The 19,325-nt window shown below is 73.2% G+C and carries 19 protein-coding genes and 1 riboswitch; of the genes, 11 read left to right on the top strand and 8 right to left on the bottom strand.

Annotation, left to right across the window (positions count from 1 at the left end; all coding sequences use genetic code 11):
- Positions 1-62 precede the first annotated feature (62 nt).
- From ABZ801_RS17190 to ABZ801_RS17145, 10 genes are all read left to right on the top strand, one after another.
- Positions 63-1,424, top strand: a complete 1,362-nt coding sequence (locus tag ABZ801_RS17190) for a glutamine synthetase family protein (RefSeq protein WP_360698654.1) — start codon at positions 63-65, stop codon at positions 1,422-1,424.
- 8 nt (positions 1,425-1,432) lie between these two features.
- Entirely contained in the window at positions 1,433-2,797 is a 1,365-nt protein-coding gene (locus tag ABZ801_RS17185; RefSeq protein WP_360698652.1) for an aldehyde dehydrogenase family protein, read from the top strand.
- A gap of 12 nt (positions 2,798-2,809) precedes the next feature.
- Entirely contained in the window at positions 2,810-3,574 is a 765-nt protein-coding gene (locus ABZ801_RS17180; RefSeq protein WP_344950505.1) for a 3-oxoacyl-ACP reductase, read from the top strand.
- Positions 3,571-4,335, top strand: coding sequence for a gamma-glutamyl-gamma-aminobutyrate hydrolase family protein (locus tag ABZ801_RS17175; protein ID WP_360698649.1), 765 nt, complete (start codon positions 3,571-3,573; stop codon positions 4,333-4,335). The genes ABZ801_RS17180 and ABZ801_RS17175 overlap by 4 nt, the downstream gene beginning before the upstream one ends.
- Positions 4,333-4,429, top strand: a riboswitch (glycine riboswitch). (Overlaps the previous gene by 3 nt.)
- Before the next feature lie 173 nt (positions 4,430-4,602).
- Positions 4,603-5,682 (top strand): glycine cleavage system aminomethyltransferase GcvT, encoded by a 1,080-nt coding sequence (gcvT, locus tag ABZ801_RS17170; protein ID WP_360698647.1) that lies wholly within the window; start codon positions 4,603-4,605, stop codon positions 5,680-5,682.
- A 20-nt stretch (positions 5,683-5,702) separates the two neighbouring features.
- Complete coding sequence (gene gcvH / locus ABZ801_RS17165) at positions 5,703-6,092, top strand: glycine cleavage system protein GcvH (protein ID WP_360698645.1); 390 nt, start codon at positions 5,703-5,705, stop codon at positions 6,090-6,092.
- A gap of 3 nt (positions 6,093-6,095) precedes the next feature.
- Entirely contained in the window at positions 6,096-7,352 is a 1,257-nt protein-coding gene (glyA, locus tag ABZ801_RS17160; RefSeq protein ID WP_344950517.1) for a serine hydroxymethyltransferase, read from the top strand.
- 47 nt (positions 7,353-7,399) lie between these two features.
- The gene (locus ABZ801_RS17155) at positions 7,400-8,773 is read left to right on the top strand and encodes an L-serine ammonia-lyase (RefSeq protein WP_360698643.1); all 1,374 of its coding nucleotides are present in this window, start codon (positions 7,400-7,402) and stop codon (positions 8,771-8,773) included.
- A 94-nt stretch (positions 8,774-8,867) separates the two neighbouring features.
- Positions 8,868-9,077, top strand: a complete 210-nt coding sequence (locus tag ABZ801_RS17150; protein ID WP_360698641.1) for a ribbon-helix-helix protein, CopG family — start codon at positions 8,868-8,870, stop codon at positions 9,075-9,077.
- Entirely contained in the window at positions 9,074-9,451 is a 378-nt protein-coding gene (locus ABZ801_RS17145; protein WP_360698639.1) for a type II toxin-antitoxin system death-on-curing family toxin, read from the top strand. The genes ABZ801_RS17150 and ABZ801_RS17145 overlap by 4 nt, the downstream gene beginning before the upstream one ends.
- A 55-nt stretch (positions 9,452-9,506) precedes the next feature.
- On the opposite strand, the gene ABZ801_RS17140 is transcribed toward ABZ801_RS17145, so the two are convergent.
- The 6 genes from ABZ801_RS17140 to ABZ801_RS17115 form a co-directional block, all read right to left on the bottom strand.
- Positions 9,507-9,947, bottom strand: coding sequence for a helix-turn-helix domain-containing protein (locus ABZ801_RS17140; RefSeq protein ID WP_360698637.1), 441 nt, complete (start codon positions 9,945-9,947; stop codon positions 9,507-9,509).
- Positions 9,948-10,043: 96 nt separating this feature from the next.
- Positions 10,044-11,207, bottom strand: coding sequence for a thiolase family protein (locus tag ABZ801_RS17135; protein WP_360698635.1), 1,164 nt, complete (start codon positions 11,205-11,207; stop codon positions 10,044-10,046).
- Positions 11,208-11,339: 132 nt separating this feature from the next.
- On the bottom strand, positions 11,340-12,740 hold the full coding sequence (locus ABZ801_RS17130; protein ID WP_360698633.1) for an MFS transporter: 1,401 nt from the start codon (positions 12,738-12,740) through the stop codon (positions 11,340-11,342).
- A gap of 154 nt (positions 12,741-12,894) precedes the next feature.
- Complete coding sequence (locus tag ABZ801_RS17125; protein WP_344950537.1) at positions 12,895-13,137, bottom strand: hypothetical protein; 243 nt, start codon at positions 13,135-13,137, stop codon at positions 12,895-12,897.
- Positions 13,138-13,204: 67 nt separating this feature from the next.
- Positions 13,205-13,888 (bottom strand): response regulator, encoded by a 684-nt coding sequence (locus ABZ801_RS17120; protein WP_344950540.1) that lies wholly within the window; start codon positions 13,886-13,888, stop codon positions 13,205-13,207.
- The gene (locus ABZ801_RS17115) at positions 13,885-15,519 is read right to left on the bottom strand and encodes a sensor histidine kinase (RefSeq protein ID WP_360698630.1); all 1,635 of its coding nucleotides are present in this window, start codon (positions 15,517-15,519) and stop codon (positions 13,885-13,887) included. Before ABZ801_RS17115 ends, ABZ801_RS17120 begins: the two co-directional genes overlap by 4 nt.
- A gap of 201 nt (positions 15,520-15,720) precedes the next feature.
- Here ABZ801_RS17115 and ABZ801_RS17110 point away from each other — a divergent pair, with 201 nt between their 5' ends.
- Positions 15,721-17,223 carry a cation:dicarboxylase symporter family transporter gene (locus ABZ801_RS17110; RefSeq protein WP_344950547.1) on the top strand — a complete coding sequence of 501 codons (1,503 nt, stop codon included), beginning with the start codon at positions 15,721-15,723 and terminating at the stop codon, positions 17,221-17,223.
- Between the two features lie 496 nt (positions 17,224-17,719).
- Here ABZ801_RS17110 and ABZ801_RS17105 read toward each other — a convergent pair whose 3' ends face one another.
- Complete coding sequence (locus tag ABZ801_RS17105) at positions 17,720-18,310, bottom strand: DUF6286 domain-containing protein (protein ID WP_360698628.1); 591 nt, start codon at positions 18,308-18,310, stop codon at positions 17,720-17,722.
- A 136-nt stretch (positions 18,311-18,446) separates the two neighbouring features.
- On the bottom strand, positions 18,447-19,313 hold the full coding sequence (gene purU / locus ABZ801_RS17100; RefSeq protein ID WP_360698897.1) for a formyltetrahydrofolate deformylase: 867 nt from the start codon (positions 19,311-19,313) through the stop codon (positions 18,447-18,449).
- Between the last annotated feature and the right edge of the window lie 12 nt (positions 19,314-19,325).

The following is a 19,325-nucleotide window of genomic DNA, read 5'->3' as shown; positions in this document are numbered from 1 at the left end:
TCGTCCAGACCATTCGCTCTCCGACATCCCGGTCCGCCCCATGCCACAGAGATGAGCGTCTTGTGAGGAACCCCGGTCTGATCACGCTGGACGAGCTGCGCGACGAGGCGGCCGCGGGCCGGATCGACACCGTCATCATCGCGATCACCGACATGCAGGGCCGCCTGCAGGGCAAGCGCCTGTCGGCCCGGTACTTCCTGGACGAGGTCGCCGCCCACGGGTCGGAGGGCTGCAACTACCTGCTGGCCGTGGACGTCGACATGAACACCGTCGACGGGTACGCGATGTCGTCCTGGGAGACCGGGTACGGCGACTTCGTGATGCGCCCCGACCTGGCCACGCTGCGGCGCGTCCCCTGGCAGGAGGGCGCCGCGCTGGTCTTCGCCGACCTGACGTGGGAGGACGGGACGGACGTCGTCGCGTCGCCGCGGCAGATCCTGCGGCGCCAGCTCGCCCGGCTCGCCGAACGCGGGTGGGGCGCGTACGTGGGCACCGAGCTGGAGTTCGTCGTCTACCAGGACTCCTACGAGCAGGCCTGGACGAAGGGGTACCGCGACCTGACCCCGGCCAACCAGTACAACGTCGACTACTCGCTGCTCGGCGGCGCCCGCGTCGAGCCGCTGCTGCGCCGCATCCGGCTGTCGATGGAGGGCGCCGGGATGTACGTCGAGTCGGCCAAGGGCGAGTGCAACCTCGGCCAGCACGAGATCGCCTTCCGGTTCGCCGACGCGCTGACCACCTGCGACCAGCACGTCCTCTACAAGACCGGGGCCAAGGAGATCGCCGCCCAGGAGGGCATGTCGATCACGTTCATGGCCAAGCCGAACGAGCGCGAGGGCAACTCCTGCCACGTCCACGTCTCGCTGCGCGCCGAGGACGGCACGCCGGTCATGGCCGGGGACGGCCCGTACGGCCTGTCGGAGATCGGGGAGCACTTCGTCGCCGGCCAGCTGGCGTGCCTGCGCGACCTCACGCTGCTGTACGCGCCGAACGTCAACTCCTACAAGCGTTACCAGCCCGGCTCGTTCGCCCCGACGGCGATCAAGTGGGGGGTGGACAACCGCACGTGCGCGCTGCGGCTGGTCGGCCACGGGCCGTCGCTGCGGGTGGAGAACCGGGTGCCGGGCGGCGACGTCAACCCCTACCTGGCCGTCGCCGCGCTGGTCGCCGCCGGGCTGCACGGCGTCGACGAGCGGCTGCCGCTGGAGGAGGCCTACCGCGGCAACGCCTACGCCTCCGACGCGCCGCGGGTGGTGGGGACGCTGCGCGAGGCGGCCGCGGACTGGCGCTCCAGCGCGCTCGCCCGCAAGGTGTTCGGGGACGAGGTCGTCGAGCACTACGCCAACGCCGCCCGGGTGGAGCTGGACGCCTACGACCGTGCCGTGACCGACTGGGAACTGTTCCGCGGCTTCGAGCGCCTGTGAGGGGACCGATGGACTTCGATGTGATCAACCCGGCGACCGAGGAGATCGTCGCGGCCGTGCCGATGGCCTCCACCGAGGAGGTCGACGCGGCGGTGGAACGCGCCAAGGCCGCGTTCCCCGCCTGGCGCGCCGTGGCGCCCGGCGACCGCGCCCGGCTGCTGCGGGCGTTCGCCGCGCAGGTCGACGACCACGCCGACGAGCTGGTCGACCTGGAGGTGACCAACTGCGGGCACCCGCTCGGCCAGGCCCGCTGGGAGGTCGCCAACCTGCGCGACACGCTGTACTACTACGCCGCCGCGCCCGAACGCCTCACCGGGCGGCAGATCCCCGTGCCGGGCGGCCTGGACGTGACGTTCCACGAGCCGCTGGGCGTGGTCGGCGTGATCGTCCCGTGGAACTACCCGATGCCGATCATGGGCTGGGGCGTGGCCCCGGCGCTGGCCGCGGGCAACACCGTGATCGTCAAGCCGTCGGAGCTGACCCCGCTGACCGCCCGCCGCGTCGGCGAGCTGGCGCTGGCGGCGGGCCTGCCCGAGGGCGTGCTGCAGGTGCTGCCCGGGGAGGGCCCGGTGGCGGGCCGGCGGCTGGTGAACCACCCGGACGTCCGCAAGATCGTCTTCACCGGGTCGACGCGGGTGGGCCGGGAGATCCTGGCCGCGTCCGGGCCCCGGGTCAAGCGGGTCACGCTGGAGCTGGGCGGCAAGAGCGCCAACATCGTCTTCGCCGACGCCGACGTGGAGCGGGCCGCCGCCGCGGCCCCGCTCGCGGTGTTCGAGAACGCCGGGCAGGACTGCTGCGCCCGCTCCCGGATCCTGGTCCAGCGCCCCGTCTTCGACTGGTTCATGGAGCTGCTGGAACCGGCCGTCCGCGACGTCGTCGTGGGCGACCCCCGCAAGGACGACACCGAGGTCGGGCCGCTGATCAGCGCCGCGCACCGCGCCAAGGTCGCCTCGTTCGTCCCGGACGACGCGCACGTGGCGTTCCGCGGCTCGGCCCCGGACGGCCCGGGGTTCTGGTTCGCGCCGACCGTGCTGCTGGCCCCCGGCGACCCGGCGCGCCTGCCCGCCTGGACCGAGGAGGTGTTCGGCCCGGTCGTGGTCGTCGCGCCGTTCGACGACGAGGACGAGGCCGTCCGGCTGGCCAACGACACCGAGTACGGCCTGTCCGGCTCGATCTGGACCCGCGACGTGGGCCGCGCCGTGCGCGTCTCCCGCGCCGTCGACTCGGGGAACCTGTCGGTCAACTCCAACTCGGCGGTGCGCTTCTGGACGCCGTTCGGCGGGTTCAAGCAGTCCGGGCTGGGCCGCGAGCTCGGGCCGGACGCCCTCGACGCGTTCACCGAGGTCAAGAACGTCTTCATCGCTACCGAGTAGGAGTGGCTCAGGATGCAGCGCTTGCAGGACCGGGTCGCCGTCGTCACCGGAGGCGGCGGCGGCATCGGGCTGGCCACCGCGCGCCGGTTCGCGCGCGAGGGCGCGAAGGTCGTCGTCGCGGACGTCGACGAGACCGCGGGCAAGGCCGCCGCCGAGGAGGTCGGCGGGCTGTTCGTCCGCACGGACGTGGCGCGGGAGGACGAGGTGGAGGCCCTGTTCCGGGCCGCCAAGGAGGCCTACGGCCGCGTCGACGTCGCGTTCAACAACGCCGGAATCTCCCCGCCCGACGACGCGTCCATCCTGGACACCGGGCTGGACGCCTGGCGGCGCGTGCAGGAGGTCAACCTGACCAGCGTGTACCTGTGCTGCAAGCACGTGCTGCCGTACATGCGCGAGCAGGGCAGGGGCTCCATCGTCAACACCGCGTCGTTCGTGGCGGTGATGGGCGCGGCCACCTCGCAGATCTCCTACACCGCGTCCAAGGGCGGCGTGCTGGCCATGACCCGCGAGCTGGGCGTGCAGTTCGCCCGCGAGGGGATCCGGGTGAACGCGCTGTGCCCCGGGCCGGTGGACACGCCGCTGCTGCGCGAGCTGTACGCGGCCAACCCGGAGGAGGCGGCGCGGCGCCTGGTGCACATCCCGATGGGCCGGTTCGCCGAGGCCGACGAGATCGCCGCCGCGGTGGCGTTCCTGGCCTCCGACGACGCCTCGTTCATCACCGCGTCCCAGTTCCTGGTGGACGGCGGGATCTCCGGCGCCTACGTCACCCCGCTATGACCGGCACCGCGAACGAGACGAACCGCCCCGTCATCGGCATCACCGGATACGTCGAGGACGCGAGCTTCGGCGTGTGGAACATGCGGTCGGCGCTGGTGCCCTACGCCTACGTCCGGCAGGTGGCCGAGGCGGGCGGGCAGCCGGTGCTGCTGCCGCCCGTCGGGGCGCCGGCGTCCCTGGTGGACCGGCTGGACGGGCTGGTCGTCGCGGGCGGCGGCGACATCGACCCGGCGCTGTACGGCGCCGAGCCGCACCCCGAGGTCTCCGGCGTCCGGGACTTCCGCGACGGCTCCGAGCTGGCGCTCGTGCACGCCGCGCTGGACCGCGACCTGCCGTTCCTCGGCATCTGCCGGGGCCTGCAGGTGCTGAACGTGGCGCTGGGCGGCACGCTCGTCCAGCACCTGCCGGACGTCGTCGGCGGCCGCACCGACCACTCCCCCGCCCCCGGCGTCTACGGGCACTTCCCCGTCCGCGTGGAGCCGGGGTCGCGGACGGCCGAGGCCCTCGGCGGCGACACGACGCCGACGGTGGCGCACTACCACCACCAGTCGATCGACCGTCTCGGCACCGGCCTGCGCGCCGTGGCCTGGGCGGACGACGGCGTCGTCGAGGCCGCCGAGCTGCCCGGACGCGCGTTCGCGCTGGGCGTGCAGTGGCATCCCGAGGTGGGCGACGACCCGGCGCTGTTCCTGTCCTTCGTCGCCGCGGCGCGGATCTACGCGGGAGGGGAGGCCGCTGATACGCTGACCCTGCGCCGCTGATCCCGTGCGGGAGAGCGCCCTCGCAGCCGGCGGGGGCCGCCGAAGGAGCAAATCCTCCCCGGAACCTCTCAGGCCCCAGGACCGCGCAGGCCAGGCGCCCTCTGGAAAGCGGGGACACGGTCCCCCGCCGAAGGTGAAAACCCCGCGCGAGGGGTGAAGCTCTCAGGCGCCGATGACAGAGGGGGAGGCACCGACGACGCCGGTGCGCCGATGGGACGATGATGATGCGCGTCCCGACGCGCGCCCCCGCGATGAAGGAGCCCACCCATGTCCAGGAAGACGCCGCTCTACGAGGTCCATGCCGACCTCGGCGCCACGCTCGTCGACTTCGCGGGCTACCAGATGCCGCTGCGCTACCAGAGCGAGACCGCCGAGCACCGCGCCGTCCGCACCGGGGCCGGGCTGTTCGACCTGTCCCACATGGGAGAGATCTTCGTGTCCGGGCCGGGGGCGGGCGCCGCGCTCGACCACGCGCTGGTGGGGAACCTGTCCCCCATGGCGGTCGGCAGGGCCCGCTACACGATGATCTGCGCGCACGACGGGGGCGTGCTGGACGACCTGATCGTCTACCGGCTCGCGGCCGAGACGTTCATGGTGGTCGCCAACGCCGCCAACGTCGACACCGTCCGCGAGGAGCTGACCGGGCGGGCCGCCGGTTTCGAGGCCGCCGTCGACGACCGCTCCGCCTCCTACGGCCTGGTCGCGCTGCAGGGCCCCCGCTCCCAGGACATCCTTTCCGGATACACCGAGGCCCCGCTGGCCGACCTGCGTTACTACGCCGTCATGGCGGGGGAGGTCGCCGGGGTGGACGCGCTCATCGCCCGCACGGGCTACACCGGCGAGGACGGCTTCGAGCTGTTCGTCTCGTCCGGCGACGCCGTGGCGCTGTGGCGGGCGCTCGCCGCCGCCGAGGGCGTGGTGCCCGCCGGGCTGTCGGCGCGCGACACCCTCCGCCTGGAGGCGGGCATGCCGCTGTACGGCAACGAGCTGACCTCCGAGACCACCCCCTACGAGGCCGGGCTCGGCCGCGTGGTCAAGCTCGACAAGAAGGCCGACTTCGTCGGCAGGTCCGCCCTGGCGGCGCAGGCCCAGACCCCGCCAGGCCGTAGGCTCGTGGGGCTGGTCGCGCGCGGCCGCCGGGCCCCCCGCAAGGGGTACCCGGTCGTCGGCTCCGACGGCACGCCGTGCGGCGTCGTGACCAGCGGCGCTCCGTCGCCCACACTGGGCAGGCCGATCGCCATGGCGTACGTCGACAGCGGCGTCGCGGAGAGCGGGCTCGCCGTGGACGTCCGCGGCCGGCACGAGCCGGTCGACGTCGTCCCCCTGCCGTTCTACAAGCGATCCTGAAACACCTGGGAGAAACGAACGTGAGCGTTCCGGAACAGCTCCGCTACAGCGAGGAGCACGAGTGGGTGTCCGGCCTCGACAACGAGGACGGCATCGTCACCGTCGGCATCACCCAGCACGCCGCCGACGCCCTGGGCGAGATCGTCTTCATCGAGCTGCAGGCCGGCGAGGGCGACACCGTCGAGGCCGGGGAGCCCTGCGGGGAGGTGGAGTCGACCAAGTCGGTCAGCGACATCTACTCGCCGGTCAGCGGCGAGATCACCGCGATCAACGCCACGGTGGTCGACGAGCCGAAGGTCATCAACGACGACCCGTACGGCGAGGGCTGGATCTTCAAGGTGCGGCTCAGCGAGGAGCCGGGCGACCTGCTGGACGCCACCGCCTACGGCAAGCTGATCGAGGAGGGCTGACCCGTGTCCCTCAACGAGTCCCTGGCGGCCGTCGACCCGCAGGTGGCCGAGGCCGTCGCCGCCGAGCTGCGCCGCCAGCAGGGCACGCTGGAAATGATCGCCTCGGAGAACTTCGCGCCCGTCGCCGTGCTGGAGGCGCAGGGCTCGGTGCTGACCAACAAGTACGCCGAGGGCTACCCGGGGCGGCGCTACTACGGCGGCTGCGAGCACGTCGACGTCACCGAGCAGCTGGCGATCGACCGGGCCAAGGAGCTGTTCGGCGCCGAGCACGCCAACGTCCAGCCGCACTCGGGCGCGCAGGCCAACACGGCGGTCTACTTCGCCATGCTCCAGCCCGGCGACACCATCCTCGGCCTGGACCTGGCGCACGGCGGGCACCTGACCCACGGCATGCGCCTGAACTACTCCGGCAAGATGCTCAACGTGGTCGCCTACCACGTGCGGCCCGAGGACGGCCGCGTCGACATGGAGGAGGTCGCCCGGCTGGCCGCCGAGCACCGCCCCAAGATGATCGTGGCGGGCTGGTCGGCGTACCCGCGCCAGCTCGACTTCGCCGCGTTCCGCGAGATCGCCGACTCCGTCGGGGCCCTGCTCATGGTGGACATGGCGCACTTCGCGGGCCTGGTCGCGGCCGGGCTGCACCCCTCACCCGTCCCGTACGCCGACATCGTCACCACCACCACGCACAAGACCCTCGGGGGTCCGCGCGGCGGGCTGATCCTCGCCCGCGAGGAGTACGGCAAGAAGATCAACTCGGCGGTGTTCCCGGGCATGCAGGGCGGCCCGCTGGAGCACGTGATCGCCGCCAAGGCGGTCGCGCTGAAGATCGCCGCGTCGGCGGAGTTCCGCGACCGGCAGGCCCGCACCCTGGAGGGCGCCCGCATCCTGGCCGAGCGGCTGCTGGCCGAGGACGCGGCCAAGGCCGGGGTGAAGGTGCTGACCGGCGGCACCGACGTCCACCTGGTCCTGGTCGACCTGGTCGACTCCGAGCTGACCGGCCGGGACGCCGAGGACCGGCTGCACGACATCGGCATCACCGTCAACCGCAACGCCGTGCCCAACGACCCGCGTCCGCCGATGGTCACCTCGGGCCTGCGGATCGGCACCCCCGCCCTGGCCACCCGCGGCTTCACCGCCGAGGACTTCGCCGAGGTCGCCGACGTGATCGCCGAGGCCCTGCAGCCGTCCTGCGACCAGGCGGCCCTGGCGGCCCGCGTGCGGGCGCTCGCCGACAAGCACCCCCTGTATCCGACCCTCTAGTGCCTCCCGTGACCGGGGCGACCCCCCGGTCACGGAGGGAGCGTGCGATGGCCATCAGTGTCTTCGACCTTTTCAAGATCGGAATCGGACCGTCCAGCTCGCACACGGGCGGGCCGATGGCAGCCGCACACCGCTTCGCCCGCGGCCTGGCCCGTGACGGCCTGCTGGAGAAGACCGCGTCCGTCCGGGCGGTCCTGTACGGGTCGCTCGGCCTGACCGGCAAGGGCCACGGCAGTGACAAGGCCGTGATCCTCGGCCTGGAAGGCGACAAACCCGAGCTCGTCGACGTCGACACCGTGGACGAACGCCTGGCCGCCATCCGGGCGAACAAGGCGCTGCGGTTGTTCGGCTCCCACGACGTCCCGTTCGTCGTCGGCGAGCACCTGGTCTTCGAACGCAAGCAGACGCTGCCCGGCCACCCCAACGGGATGCTCTTCACCGCGTTCGACGACTCCGGCGGCGAGCTGCGCGCCCGCGTCTACTACTCGGTGGGCGGCGGCTTCGTCGTCGACGAGGAGGCCGCCGGCGCCGACCGCATCAAGCCCGACGACACCGTCCTGCCCTACCCGTTCGCGTCCGCCGCCGAACTGCTGGCGCTCTGCCGCGACACGGGCCTGTCGATCCCCGCGCTGATGCTGGAGAACGAGAAGGCGTTCGGCCGCACCGAGGACGAGATCCGCTCCGGGCTGCTGGACCTGTGGCGGGTGATGCGCGCGTGCGTCGAACGCGGCTGCACCCGCGAGGGGCTGCTGCCCGGCGGCCTGAAGGTGCGGCGCCGCGCCCCCCACCTGCACCGCCAGCTCCTGGCCGAGAGCCCCGCCGACCCCCTGCACGCGATGGACTGGGTGACCCTCTTCGCGCTGGCCGTGAACGAGGAGAACGCCGCCGGGGGACGCATCGTCACCGCCCCCACCAACGGCGCCGCGGGCATCATCCCCGCCGTCCTGCACTACTACGACCGCTTCGTGCCCGGCGCCGACGACACCGGCGTGGTCCGCTTCCTGCTCACCTCCGGCGCGATCGGCGTGCTGTTCAAGCAGAACGCGTCCATCTCCGGCGCCGAGGTCGGCTGCCAGGGCGAGGTCGGCTCGGCCTGCTCGATGGCCGCCGCGGGCCTCGCCGAGGTGCTCGGCGGCACCCCCGAGCAGGTGGAGAACGCCGCCGAGATCGGCATCGAGCACAACCTGGGCCTGACCTGCGACCCCATCGGCGGCCTGGTGCAGATCCCCTGCATCGAGCGCAACGCCGTCGGCGCCACCAAGGCCATCAGCGCCGCACGCATCTCCCTGCGCGGCGACGGCCGCCACTTCGTCTCCCTCGACAAGGCCATCAAGACGATGCGCGACACCGGCCGCGACATGCTCGACAAGTACAAGGAGACCTCGCGCGGCGGCCTGGCCGTCAACGTGATCGAGTGCTGACCGCCAGGCGAAATGGCCTTGCGTAGTCAATTGATGACGCAGTGCCACGATCATGCGATACCATTTCGGTATGACGACGAGTTATGCTGCGGACATGACCACTCGCAGCGTCCGCATCCCCGACGACATCGACGAACTTCTCACCAGGGCCGCCGAAGCGGAGCACATCTCCATCAACGCGGCCATCGTCCAGGCGGTGGAGCAGTGGGCCCAGGCGCGCGACCACCGCGCACGGGTGCAAGCGGTTGTCGCGGAGGTCATGACGGAGGACGCGAACCTGCTCAGGCGGCTGGCCGACGCATGACCGAATACCTCACCGCGGAAGACCTGACCGAGATCAACGCGGCCGTGCTGGGCGGTACGGCCACAGTACGCGACGCGGGCCTGGTGACATCGTCGGCGATGCGCCCGACCACTGTCGCCTTCGGCGTCGAGGCGTATCCCACGCTCCCCGAGAAGGCGGCGGCCCTGCTTCACTCGGTCATCTGCAACCATGCCTTCGTCGACGACAACAAGCGCACGGCATGGACGGCCATGCGGGCCATGCTCGCCCTCAACGGCGGACGGCCGGATCTCGCCGAGGACGAGGCGTTCGATCTGGTGGTCCGGATCGCGACGTCGTGTTCGGAGATCGAGGTGAAGGAGATCGCCGAGGCGCTGCGCGTCGTCTCCGCGTGAGGAGTTCCGCCGGAGTCGTGTCGTCCGTCCGCCTGGAGGGCGGTGGACGGGCGGGTCAGGTGCGGGCGCCGCGGCCGGTGGGCGTCGCGCCGTCTCTGACCGGGCGGCCGCAGCAGGCGCACACCACCTGGGGCCGCAGGCGCTCGCCGCAGACATGGGTCCACCGGACGGGCGGGTCGTCGGGGTTGAGGTGCCGGTCGCCCCAGCTCATGAACACGGCCAGCACGTCGCTCAGTTCCCAGCCCGCCTCGGTGAGGTGGTACTCGTACCGGGCCGGACGCTCGCTGTACAGCTCGCGCCGGACGATTCCGGCGGTCTCCAGCTTGCGCAGCCGCGCGGTGAGGATGTCGCGCGGGGCGCCGGTGTTGCGGGCGATTCCGTCGAACCGGCGCACCCCGTAGACCAGTTCGCGGATGACCAGCAGGCTCCAGCGTTCGCCGACGATCTGCAGGGCGTCGGCGATGGAGCACTCGCGCGGGTCGGCGTCTTTCGGCATGGACCCCACAATACGTTGGTTGGATTTTCCGACGCGCCCGCTCGTCGTGCGCCCCGGAGGGGGGGCCGGGGTCGCCCGGCCCCCGGCGGACGGTGGTCAGAGGCGTTCGATGACGGTGGCGTTGGCCATGCCGCCGGCCTCGCACATGGCCTGGAGGCCGAAGCGGGCGCCGCGGTCCTCCAGGGCGTGCAGGAGGGTGGTCATGATGCGCGCGCCGCTGGCGCCCAGCGGATGGCCGATGGCGATCGCGCCGCCGCGCACGTTGACCCTGTCGGAGGAGACGCCGGTCTCGCGCCGCCACGCCAGCACCACCGAGGAGAACGCCTCGTTGACCTCGAACAGGTCGATGTCGTCCGGGGTCAGGCCGGAGCGCTTCAGCACCTTCTCGGTGGCGGGGATGATCGCGGTGAGCATCAGCAGGGGGTCGTCCCCGGCCACCGCGAAGCCGTGGAAGCGGGCCCGCGGCCGCAGCCCGAGCCGCCGGGCGGCGTCACCGCTCATGATCAGCAGCGCGGCCGCGCCGTCGTTGAGCGGGGAGGCGTTGCCCGCGGTGATCTGCCAGCCGATCTCGGGGAACCGCTCTTCGTAGACGGGGTCGTAGTAGGCGGGCTTGAGCCCGGCCAGCGCCTCCATCGAGGTGGTGGGCCGGACGGTCTCGTCGCGCTGCCCGCTCCAGGCGACCTCGCGGTCGAACTCGCCGTTCTCCCAGGCGGCGTGCGCGCGCATGTGCGACTCGTAGGCGAACGCGTCCAACTCCTCGCGGGAGAGCTTCCAGCGGGCGGCGATCCGCTCGGCGGCGATGCCCTGCCCGATGAGCCCGCCGGGGTAGCGCTCGGGGAGGAGGGCGCCGAACGGGTTGCTGCCGGGCAGCACGCCGGACCCCATCGGGACGCGCGACATCGACTCCAGCCCGCAGGCGATCGCGACGTCGTACGCGCCGCTGATCACTCCCTGCGCGGCGAAGTGCGCGGCCTGCTGGGAGGACCCGCACTGCCGGTCGACGGTGGTCGCCGGGACGCTCTCGGGGAACCCGGCGGCGAGCACGGCCGACCGGGTGACGTTCACCGCCTGGTCGCCCACCTGGGTGACCACGCCGCCCACCACGTCGTCGATCTCGGCCGGGTCGATCCCGGCCCGTTCCACGAGGGTCCTGAGGGTACGGGCCAGCAGGTCGACCGGGTACTCCGAGTGCAGCCGCCCGCCCGGCTTGCCCTTGCCGACCGGCGTGCGCACCGCCTCCACGATCACCGCGTCTCGCATCTGGGTCTCCTTCGATGAGTCGGACCCCACCGGGCCGAATCCCGTTCTGAATCCCACTCTCGGCTGGTTAGTTGGAAAAGACAACCCACTCGCCGGGTGGCCCGGATCACATCCGGCGGGCGCCGCGCCGGCTCAGGCTCGGCGGGCGCGGGGCAGCGTCAGGCAGGCCAGGGCGGCGGCCGCGGCGGCGAGCACGGTGCCCAGCCAGCCGGCGTCGAACGAGATCGCGCGCGGGTCCCCCGCGCCCAGCAGCGCCACGAGCATCGCGACGCCGAGGACGGTGCCGACCTGCCGGGCCATGGTGACCACCGCCGAGCCGGTGGAGAAGCTTCGCGGCGGCACCGCGGACACCGCTGCGCCGATCAGCGTCGGCAGGGTCAGCCCGACGCCCACTCCGGTCAGCAGCATCCCGGGCAGCATGCCGGCGGCGTAGCCGTCCTCCATCCGCCACATCCACCAGCCGATCCCGGCCGCGAAGAGGACACAGCCGAGGAACGACAGCGGCCCGGCGCCCACGCGGCGGGCCAGCGGTGCCGCGCCCACCGCCAGTCCGGGCACCATCAGCGGACCGGGAGAGATCGCCAGCCCCGTGCGCAGCGCCGACCAGTGCCAGACCTGCTGGCACCACAGCACCGCCGACAGCAGCATGGCGGCGAACGCCACCGCGAACAGGATGTTGGCGACCGTGGCCGGGCCGAACGCGGGCAGCCTCAGCAGCCCGGGCGGGACCACCGGCGACGGGTGCCGCGCCGACCGCCACGCGCACAGCGCGAGCAGCACGGCACCGGCCGCCAGTGAGCCCGGCACCCGCGCCGACGTCCAGCCCCAGTCGTCGCTCTTGACCACGCCGAGGGCGAGCGCGGCGACGCCGGCGGTCAGCAGCGCCGCACCCGGCAGGTCCGGTCGCGCCCCGTCCGCGCGGGCGGGCGGACGGGGCAGCAGCCTCGCGCCCGCCGCCAGCGCCGCCAGCCCGATCGGCACGTTCACCAGGAAGACCCAGCGCCAGTCGAACTGGGTGAGCAGCCCGCCCGCGACGGGACCGAGCGCCGCCGCCAGCCCGCTGACGGCGGTCCAGCCGCGCACCGCCGGCAGCCGCCGCTCCGGCGGGGTCGCGGCCAGCAGGAGCCCCAGCGAGGAGGGGATGAGCAACGCAGCCCCGGCGGCCTGGACGACGCGCGCGGCCACCAGGGACCACACGCCCGGCGAGACGGCGCAGGCCACCGACGCGGCCGTGAACACGGCCAGGCCGAGCAGGTAGGCGCGGCGGGGCCCGGTCCGGTCGGCGAATCCGCCGGCCGGGACCATGAGCGCGGCGAAGACCACCGCGTACGCGTTGAGCACCCAGGACAGCTCGGACAGCGACGCCCCCGCGTACCGCTCCCCGATCCGCGGCAGGGCCACGTTGACGATGAACAAGTCCAGGTTGGACATCGCCACTCCGGCGGCGACGACGGCGAAGACGGCCGCCGGCCGGGCCCCGCGCACCGCCCCGTCCGCTGCGGCGTCCCCGGCCCGGATGGTCGGACTGCTCACGGCGTTCCTCCGAGATCACGTTCGATGGTCGAGTTGGAAAATCCAACTCACTGGCCCCGAACGTAGCGTCGTGAGTTTGAGAACACAACCGTCCAGTCCGCCGAAGGGCCGGTGGCCCCTCAGTCGGCGCCACCGGCCCGCGCGTGTGCGGCCGCTACAGCTTGGGCTCGAACATCGCCCTGATCTTCTTCGCCGCGTCGTTCCGTTTGGCCTTGTCCGGGGTCCGGCGCACCTGTCCCTTGCGCCGGGCGTCATCCGGACGGACGTCGTCGCGGCGGGCGTCGTCGCGGCGGGTCTCGCCGCCGGCGCGCCGGTCCCGTCCCGTGCCCTTGCCCCCGGCCCGGCCGCCCGCCCGCGCGGCGCCCGTGCGATCGGTGTTGTCGTGCAGGTCCCCCACAGCGCATCCCCCCGTTGCCGTTCGGTCCTGGTCGGACAGCGGGTTACGTACCCGGACCTGCGAAGATCTACTCCGCCGCGCCGGCCCGGTAGAAGCGCACCTCGGGCCTGCCGACCTGCCCGTAGTGCGGCCGGCGCCGCACCACGCCCTGGTCGGCCAGGTACTCCAGGTAGCGGCGCGCGGTCACCCGGGACACGCCGGTCAGGGTGGCCGCGGACGCGGCGGACAACCCCTCGTCCGCCCCGGCCAGCGCCTCGGTGATCGCCTGGAGGGTCTCCTCGCTCATGCCCTTGGGCAGCGAGCCGCGGTCGGGGGTGCGCAGGGTGGCGAGCATCGCGTCCACGTCGGCCTGGCCCGTCACCTCCCCGGAGCGCGCCGCGCGCTGCCGGAACCGCGCGTACCGCTCCAGCTTGTCGCGCAGCGCCGCGAACGTGAACGGCTTGAGCAGGTACTGCACCACCCCGGCGGACACCGCCGAGCGCACCGCGGCCAGGTCGCGGGCGGACGTCACCGCGATCACGTCGACCGTGCTGCCCGCGGCCCGCAGCGCCCGGCAGACCTTCAGCCCGTGGGTGTCGGGCAGGTAGAAATCCAGCAGCACCAGGTCGACGGGCGTGCGCTCGCAGAACCGCAGCGCGTCCGCCCCCGAGTGGACGACCCCGGCGACGGCGAACCCGGGCACGCGTTCCACGTACGTCCGGTGCGCCTCGGCGGCGACCGGATCGTCCTCCACCACCAGCACCCGGATCACGGCGTCCTCCTCGCGCGCAGCGGCAGGCGGACCGTGAAGACCGCGCCGACGTCGCGCGTGACCTCGATGGTGCCGCCGTACCGCCGCACGGCCCGGCCGACCAGCGCGAGCCCGAGGCCGTGCCCCACCGGGCCCTCGGCGGGCTTGGTGGTCCAGCCGCGCCGGAACATGGCGGGCACGCGCTCGAGGTCCACGCCCGGACCGTTGTCGGCCACCCGCAGTACCAGCTCTCCCCCGTCCGTCCGGGCGGTGACCACCACCCGGGGCGGCTCCCGGTGGGAGGCCGCGCCCTCGATCGCGGCGTCGACCGCGTTGTCCATCAGGTTTCCGAGGATAGTGACCAGGTCACGGGGGTCGATCCCGGCCTGGTCGACCACCGTGTCGCCGAGCGCCGACTCGTCGGTGAGGACGAGTTCGACGCCCCGTTCGGCGGCGTCGGCGCCCTTGCCGAGCAGCAGCGCGGCCAGCACGGGCTCGCCGACGGCGTCCACCACCCGGTCGGTGAGCCGCTGGGCGGTCTCCAGCTCGGCGGTGGCGAACTGGACGGCCTGCTCGCTGCGGCCCAGCTCGACCAGCGACACGACGGTGTGCAGGCGGTTGGCGGCCTCGTGCGCCTGCGCGCGCAGCGCCTCGGCGAACCCGCGCACGGCGCCCAGCTCGCCGGTGAGCGTCTGCAGCTCGGTGTGGTCGCGCAGGGTGGCGGCGGTGCCCATGGCGCGGCCCCGCGACCGCACCGGGACGGTGTTGACGACCAGCACCCGGGTGTCGGCGACGTGGATCTCGTCGGACCGGGGTTCGGGCGACACCAGCGCGGCGGTCAGCTCGTCGGGCAGGCCGAGGTCGGCGGCCCGGCGGCCGCGCGGGTCGCCGGACAGGTCGAGCAGCTCGCGGGCGGCGTCGTTGCACAGCACGACGCGGCCGTCCCGGTCGAGCAGGATCAGGCCCTCGCGCACCGCGTGCAGGATCGACTCGTAGTAGTCGAACATGGCGCGCAGGTCGGCGGGCGCCGCGCCCCGGGTCTGCCGGCGCAGCCGCGCGCTGACCAGGCCGCTGCCGGCGATCCCGACCGCCAGCACGGCCAGCACGACGAGGGCCAGCGTGACCAGCCGCTCGCGCAGCTCGGCGGAGATCGCGTGGACGGTGATGCCGACCGCCACCAGCGCCACCACCCGGTGCCCCTCGTCGAAGACGGGCACGACGGCGCGCACGGACGGCCCCAGCGTGCCGGTGTAGGTCTCGGTGAACGGCCGCCCGGCCAGGGCGGGGCCGATGTTGCCGACGAAGGGGCGGCCGATCTGCTCCGGGTTCGGGTGCGAGTAGCGGATCCGGTTCCGGTTCATGATCGTGATGAAGTCGACGCCGGTGTCGACGCGGACCCGTTCGGCCAGCGGCTGCAGCGTGCGGCTGGGGTCGCGCTCGGCCAGCGCCTCCCGCACGCCCGGGGAGTCGGCCAGCGTGGTGGCCACGACGGTGACCGTCTCGCGGGCGCGGTCGTCGGCGGCGCGCGCCGCGTCCAGGTACGCCAGCGCGGCGCCGACCACCACCAGCAGGGCGACCACGGCCGCCTGCAGCGCCAGCAGCTGCCCGGCCAGGCTCCACCGCCGGCCCGCTCCCGGGATCGGCGGCCTCATCGCGGCGCCCCGTTCATCGCGACACCCTCATCGCGCTGCCTTCATGACGAGCACATCACCTGCATGTGAACGAAATGTACAAAAACGTGACGACTATCACACGAACCCGGATAGTCGCTGTTCGAACGCGCCGGCATGCCCGGCGCACCCCCATCCACCCCCCGGACCCGTGACGGTCCGCGAGACCCCGAGGAGGCGACCGTGTCCGCTACGCCGACAACCGGCGGCACCGGCACCGCCCCGGCCCGGCGGCGCCGGGACCCGGTGCACTACCTCTACCTGGCCGTCATCGGCGCCGTGGTGGCCGGCATCGCGGTGGGCCTGGTCGCACCGGACGTGGCGACCGAACTCAAGCCGCTCGGCACCGGGTTCGTCAACCTGATCAAGATGATGATCTCGCCGATCATCTTCTGCACGATCGTGCTGGGCATCGGCTCGGTCGCCAAGGCCGCCAAGGTCGGCAAGGTCGGGCTGATCGCCCTCGGCTACTTCCTGGTCATGTCGACGTTCGCGCTGGGCATCGGCCTGGCGGTCGGCAACTTCCTGCACCCGGGCGAGGGCATGCACCTGGACCCGGGCTCGGCCGCCAAGGCGCACGAGTCGGCCGAGGGCGGCGAGGGCACCGTCGACTTCCTGCTCGGCATCATCCCGACCTCGCTGCTGTCGGCGCTGACCGAGGGCCAGGTGCTGCAGACCCTGCTGGTGGCGCTGCTGGCCGGGTTCGCGCTGCAGAAGATGGGCCCGGCGGGCGCGCCGATCCTGCGCGGCATCGAGCACGTCCAGCGGCTGGTGTTCCGCATCCTGGCGATGATCATGTGGGCGGCGCCGGTCGGCGCGTTCGGCGCGATCGCCGCGGTGGTCGGCGAGACCGGCTGGTCCGCGCTGCGCAGCCTCGCGGTGATCATGCTCGGGTTCTACATCACCTGTGCGCTGTTCGTGGTGGTCGTGCTCGGCACCGTGCTGTGGGCGGTGGCCCGGATCAACCTGTTCCAGCTGCTGCGCTACCTGGCCCGCGAGTTCCTGCTGATCCTGTCGACCTCCTCCTCGGAGTCGGCGCTGCCGCGGCTGATCGCCAAGATGGAGCACCTGGGCGTCAGCCGGCCGGTGGTCGGCATCACCGTGCCGACCGGCTACTCGTTCAACCTGGACGGCACCGCCATCTACCTGACCATGGCGACCCTGTTCATCGCCGCGGCGCAGGACGACCCGCTGTCGCTGGGCGCCCAGCTGTCCCTGCTGGTCTTCATGATCATCGCGTCCAAGGGCGCGGCCGGGGTCAGCGGCGCCGGACTGGCCACGCTGGCGGGCGGCCTGCAGTCGCACCGGCCCGAGCTGGTGGACGGCGTCGGGTTCATCGTCGGCATCGACCGGTTCATGTCCGAGGCTCGGGCGCTGACCAACTTCGCCGGCAACGCCGTCGCCACCGTGGTCATCGGGTCCTGGACGGGCGAGCTGGACTCGGCCCGGGCGCGCCGCGTGCTGGCGGGCGAGGACCCGTTCAACGAGGCGACGCTCCTGGACGACCACGCCGCAGCAGCCGAGCCGGCGACATCGTCCGAGCCGTCCGGGCGATCCGCGCCCGAACCGTCCGGTGCGTCCGGGACGGCCGCCGCCACGGCGTCCGCGGCCCCCAGCGGCGCGGCGCCCGGGTCGGGACCGGACGGCGACTCGGCCTCCCGGACCGCCGCAGCCGGAAGTCGATGACCGCCTCCAGTCCCCCCATCGCCGTCACGGCGCGGTACCGGGCCACCGGCCCCGCGACCAGCGCGGCGTAGATCGCGGCCGGGGACGCGTCCTCGGCGCAGGTGACGGTCATCAGCAGGCGCGGCCGGGCCGCGCTGCCGGTGAGCCGCATCCGCACCTCCGCGACGCCGGGCACCCGCCCGGCGTCGCGGAGCAGTTCCTCCCCCGCCCGCCGGGCCTGCGCGCGTGCGTGGCCGCGCAGCGCGGGACGCCACCGGCGCAGCGACGCCCGCCCCTCCCGGATCAGCCAGGCCAGCCCGACCAGCGCCAGGAACTCGGCGACGCTGGCCAGGACGGGCCAGAACCAGGCGTTGCGCGCCGCGTACCGGATCACCGCCGGGTCGAGCACCGGCCGCAGCTGCCACGCCGCGCCGAACGCGCCGAGGCCGGCGCACAGCGCGAGGGCTCCGCACATCAGCAGCACCGTGCCGGTCAGGGCCGTGGCGACTCGCATCGGTCAGTCCCTCCGCCACGTCGTCAGGGCGCTGACGCGCCGTTCCTCCAGCAGGTCGAGCTCGGCCAGCCGGTCGAGCACCGCCCGGCGCACCCGCGAATCGAACATGGCGGGATTGCAGTAGTGCGTGGTCGTCCGCACGACGACCCGGGGCCGCACCCGCCTGCCGCGCACCCCCACCCGCGCGCGCGTGATGCCGGGCACGCGCGCGGCCGTGTCGACCAGCACGCGTCGTACGTCCGAGCGGCTCATCCCGGCCGCCGACCACGGGGTGACGCCGCGCATCGGCAGCGTCCGGCCCCTGCGGGGCACCGCCGAGACCACCATGGCCAGCCCGAGCGCGGTCAGCGCGGCCGCCGTGGCCAGCGCGGGCGTCTCCTCCCAGGTGACGCGCCGCAGCACGGAGGCCATCCGGTCGACCGGCAGCAGGTGCGCCCCGCCCGAGGCCATGGCCCAGATCGCCTCGACCGCCGTCACCGCCCCGGCGGCCGTGACCACGGCCGCCGCGGCCAGCGCCGCCAGCGCGCACTGCGGCCGGAACGCCCGCCGGGTCAGCCACTGCGCGGCCTCCGGTGCGCGCGTCCGTTCCGTCACCTGTGTGACCAGTGTCGTTTCGCCCATCGCCACCCCCGTCGACAAGTGGGCATGCGTAACCACGCCACTACCCACAGTGACGGATCATTACTCCCGGGCGCACGCCGGAACGGCCGGGGGCGTCGGCGGACGGCGCTCAGCGGAAGACGACGGTGCGGTCCCCGTTCAGCAGGACGCGGTGCTCGGCGTGCCAGCGCACGGCGCGGGCCAGCGCCAGGCACTCCATGTCGCGGCCGACCGCCATCAGGTCCTCGGGACGGTGCGTGTGGTCGACGCGGGCGACCTCCTGCTCGATGATCGGGCCCTCGTCCAGGTCGGGGGTCACGTAGTGCGCGGTGGCGCCGATCAGCTTGACGCCGCGCGCGTGCGCCTGGTGGTAGGGCCGGGCGCCCTTGAAGCTCGGCAGGAACGAGTGGTGGATGTTGATCATTCGCCCGGGCAGCTTGGCGCAGAAGTCGTCGGACAGGATCTGCATGTACCGGGCGAGCACCACCAGGTCGGCGCGGTAGTGCTCGACGAGGGTGAGCACCTCGGCCTCCTGCGCCGCCTTGCCGCCCGCCGTGACCGGCAGGTGGTGGTAGTCGATCCCGTACGACTGTGTGAGCGGCCGCAGGTCGGGGTGGTTGGACACCACGGCCACGATGTCGATGTCCAGCAGGCCGGACCGCTGCCGGTACAGCAGGTCGTTGAGGCAGTGCCCGCCCTTGGAGACCATGATGAGCACGCGGGTGCGCTCGGCCGTGTCGTGCAGCCGCCAGTCCAGGCCCAGCTCGGGCCCCAGGGACGCGAACGCGCCCCGCAGCTCGTCGGGATCGGTGTCGGGCAGCGCGACGAACTGCACCCGCATGAAGAACGTGCCGGAGTCGCGGTCGCCGAACTGCTGGCTCTCCACGATGTTGCAGCCGCGCTCGGCCAGCAGCCCGGAGACGGCCGCCACGATGCCGGGACGGTCGGGGCAGGAGAGCGTCAGCACGTATTCGCTTGCGCTGGAGCTGGTCACGATGTCACTTCGCCG

The sequence above is a fragment of the Actinomadura sp. NPDC047616 genome (assembly GCF_040642915.1).
Lineage (GTDB): Bacteria > Actinomycetota > Actinomycetes > Streptosporangiales > Streptosporangiaceae > Spirillospora > Spirillospora miaoliensis.
This window is presented reverse-complemented; position numbering and strand designations above follow the sequence as displayed.

Bases quoted from the DNA above. Each gene is read 5' to 3' on its own strand.
- ABZ801_RS17185 (WP_360698652.1), top strand. From the start codon at position 1,433: ATGGACTTCGATGTGATCAACCCGGCGACCGAGGAGATCGTCGCGGCC.
- ABZ801_RS17180 (WP_344950505.1), top strand. From the start codon at position 2,810: ATGCAGCGCTTGCAGGACCGGGTCGCCGTCGTCACCGGAGGCGGCGGC.
- ABZ801_RS17175 (WP_360698649.1), top strand. From the start codon at position 3,571: ATGACCGGCACCGCGAACGAGACGAACCGCCCCGTCATCGGCATCACC.
- gcvT (WP_360698647.1), top strand. From the start codon at position 4,603: ATGTCCAGGAAGACGCCGCTCTACGAGGTCCATGCCGACCTCGGCGCC.
- ABZ801_RS17155 (WP_360698643.1), top strand. From the start codon at position 7,400: ATGGCCATCAGTGTCTTCGACCTTTTCAAGATCGGAATCGGACCGTCC.
- ABZ801_RS17150 (WP_360698641.1), top strand. From the start codon at position 8,868: ATGACCACTCGCAGCGTCCGCATCCCCGACGACATCGACGAACTTCTC.
- ABZ801_RS17145 (WP_360698639.1), top strand. From the start codon at position 9,074: ATGACCGAATACCTCACCGCGGAAGACCTGACCGAGATCAACGCGGCC.
- ABZ801_RS17140 (WP_360698637.1), bottom strand. From the start codon at position 9,947: ATGCCGAAAGACGCCGACCCGCGCGAGTGCTCCATCGCCGACGCCCTG.
- ABZ801_RS17135 (WP_360698635.1), bottom strand. From the start codon at position 11,207: ATGCGAGACGCGGTGATCGTGGAGGCGGTGCGCACGCCGGTCGGCAAG.
- ABZ801_RS17115 (WP_360698630.1), bottom strand. From the start codon at position 15,519: ATGAGGCCGCCGATCCCGGGAGCGGGCCGGCGGTGGAGCCTGGCCGGG.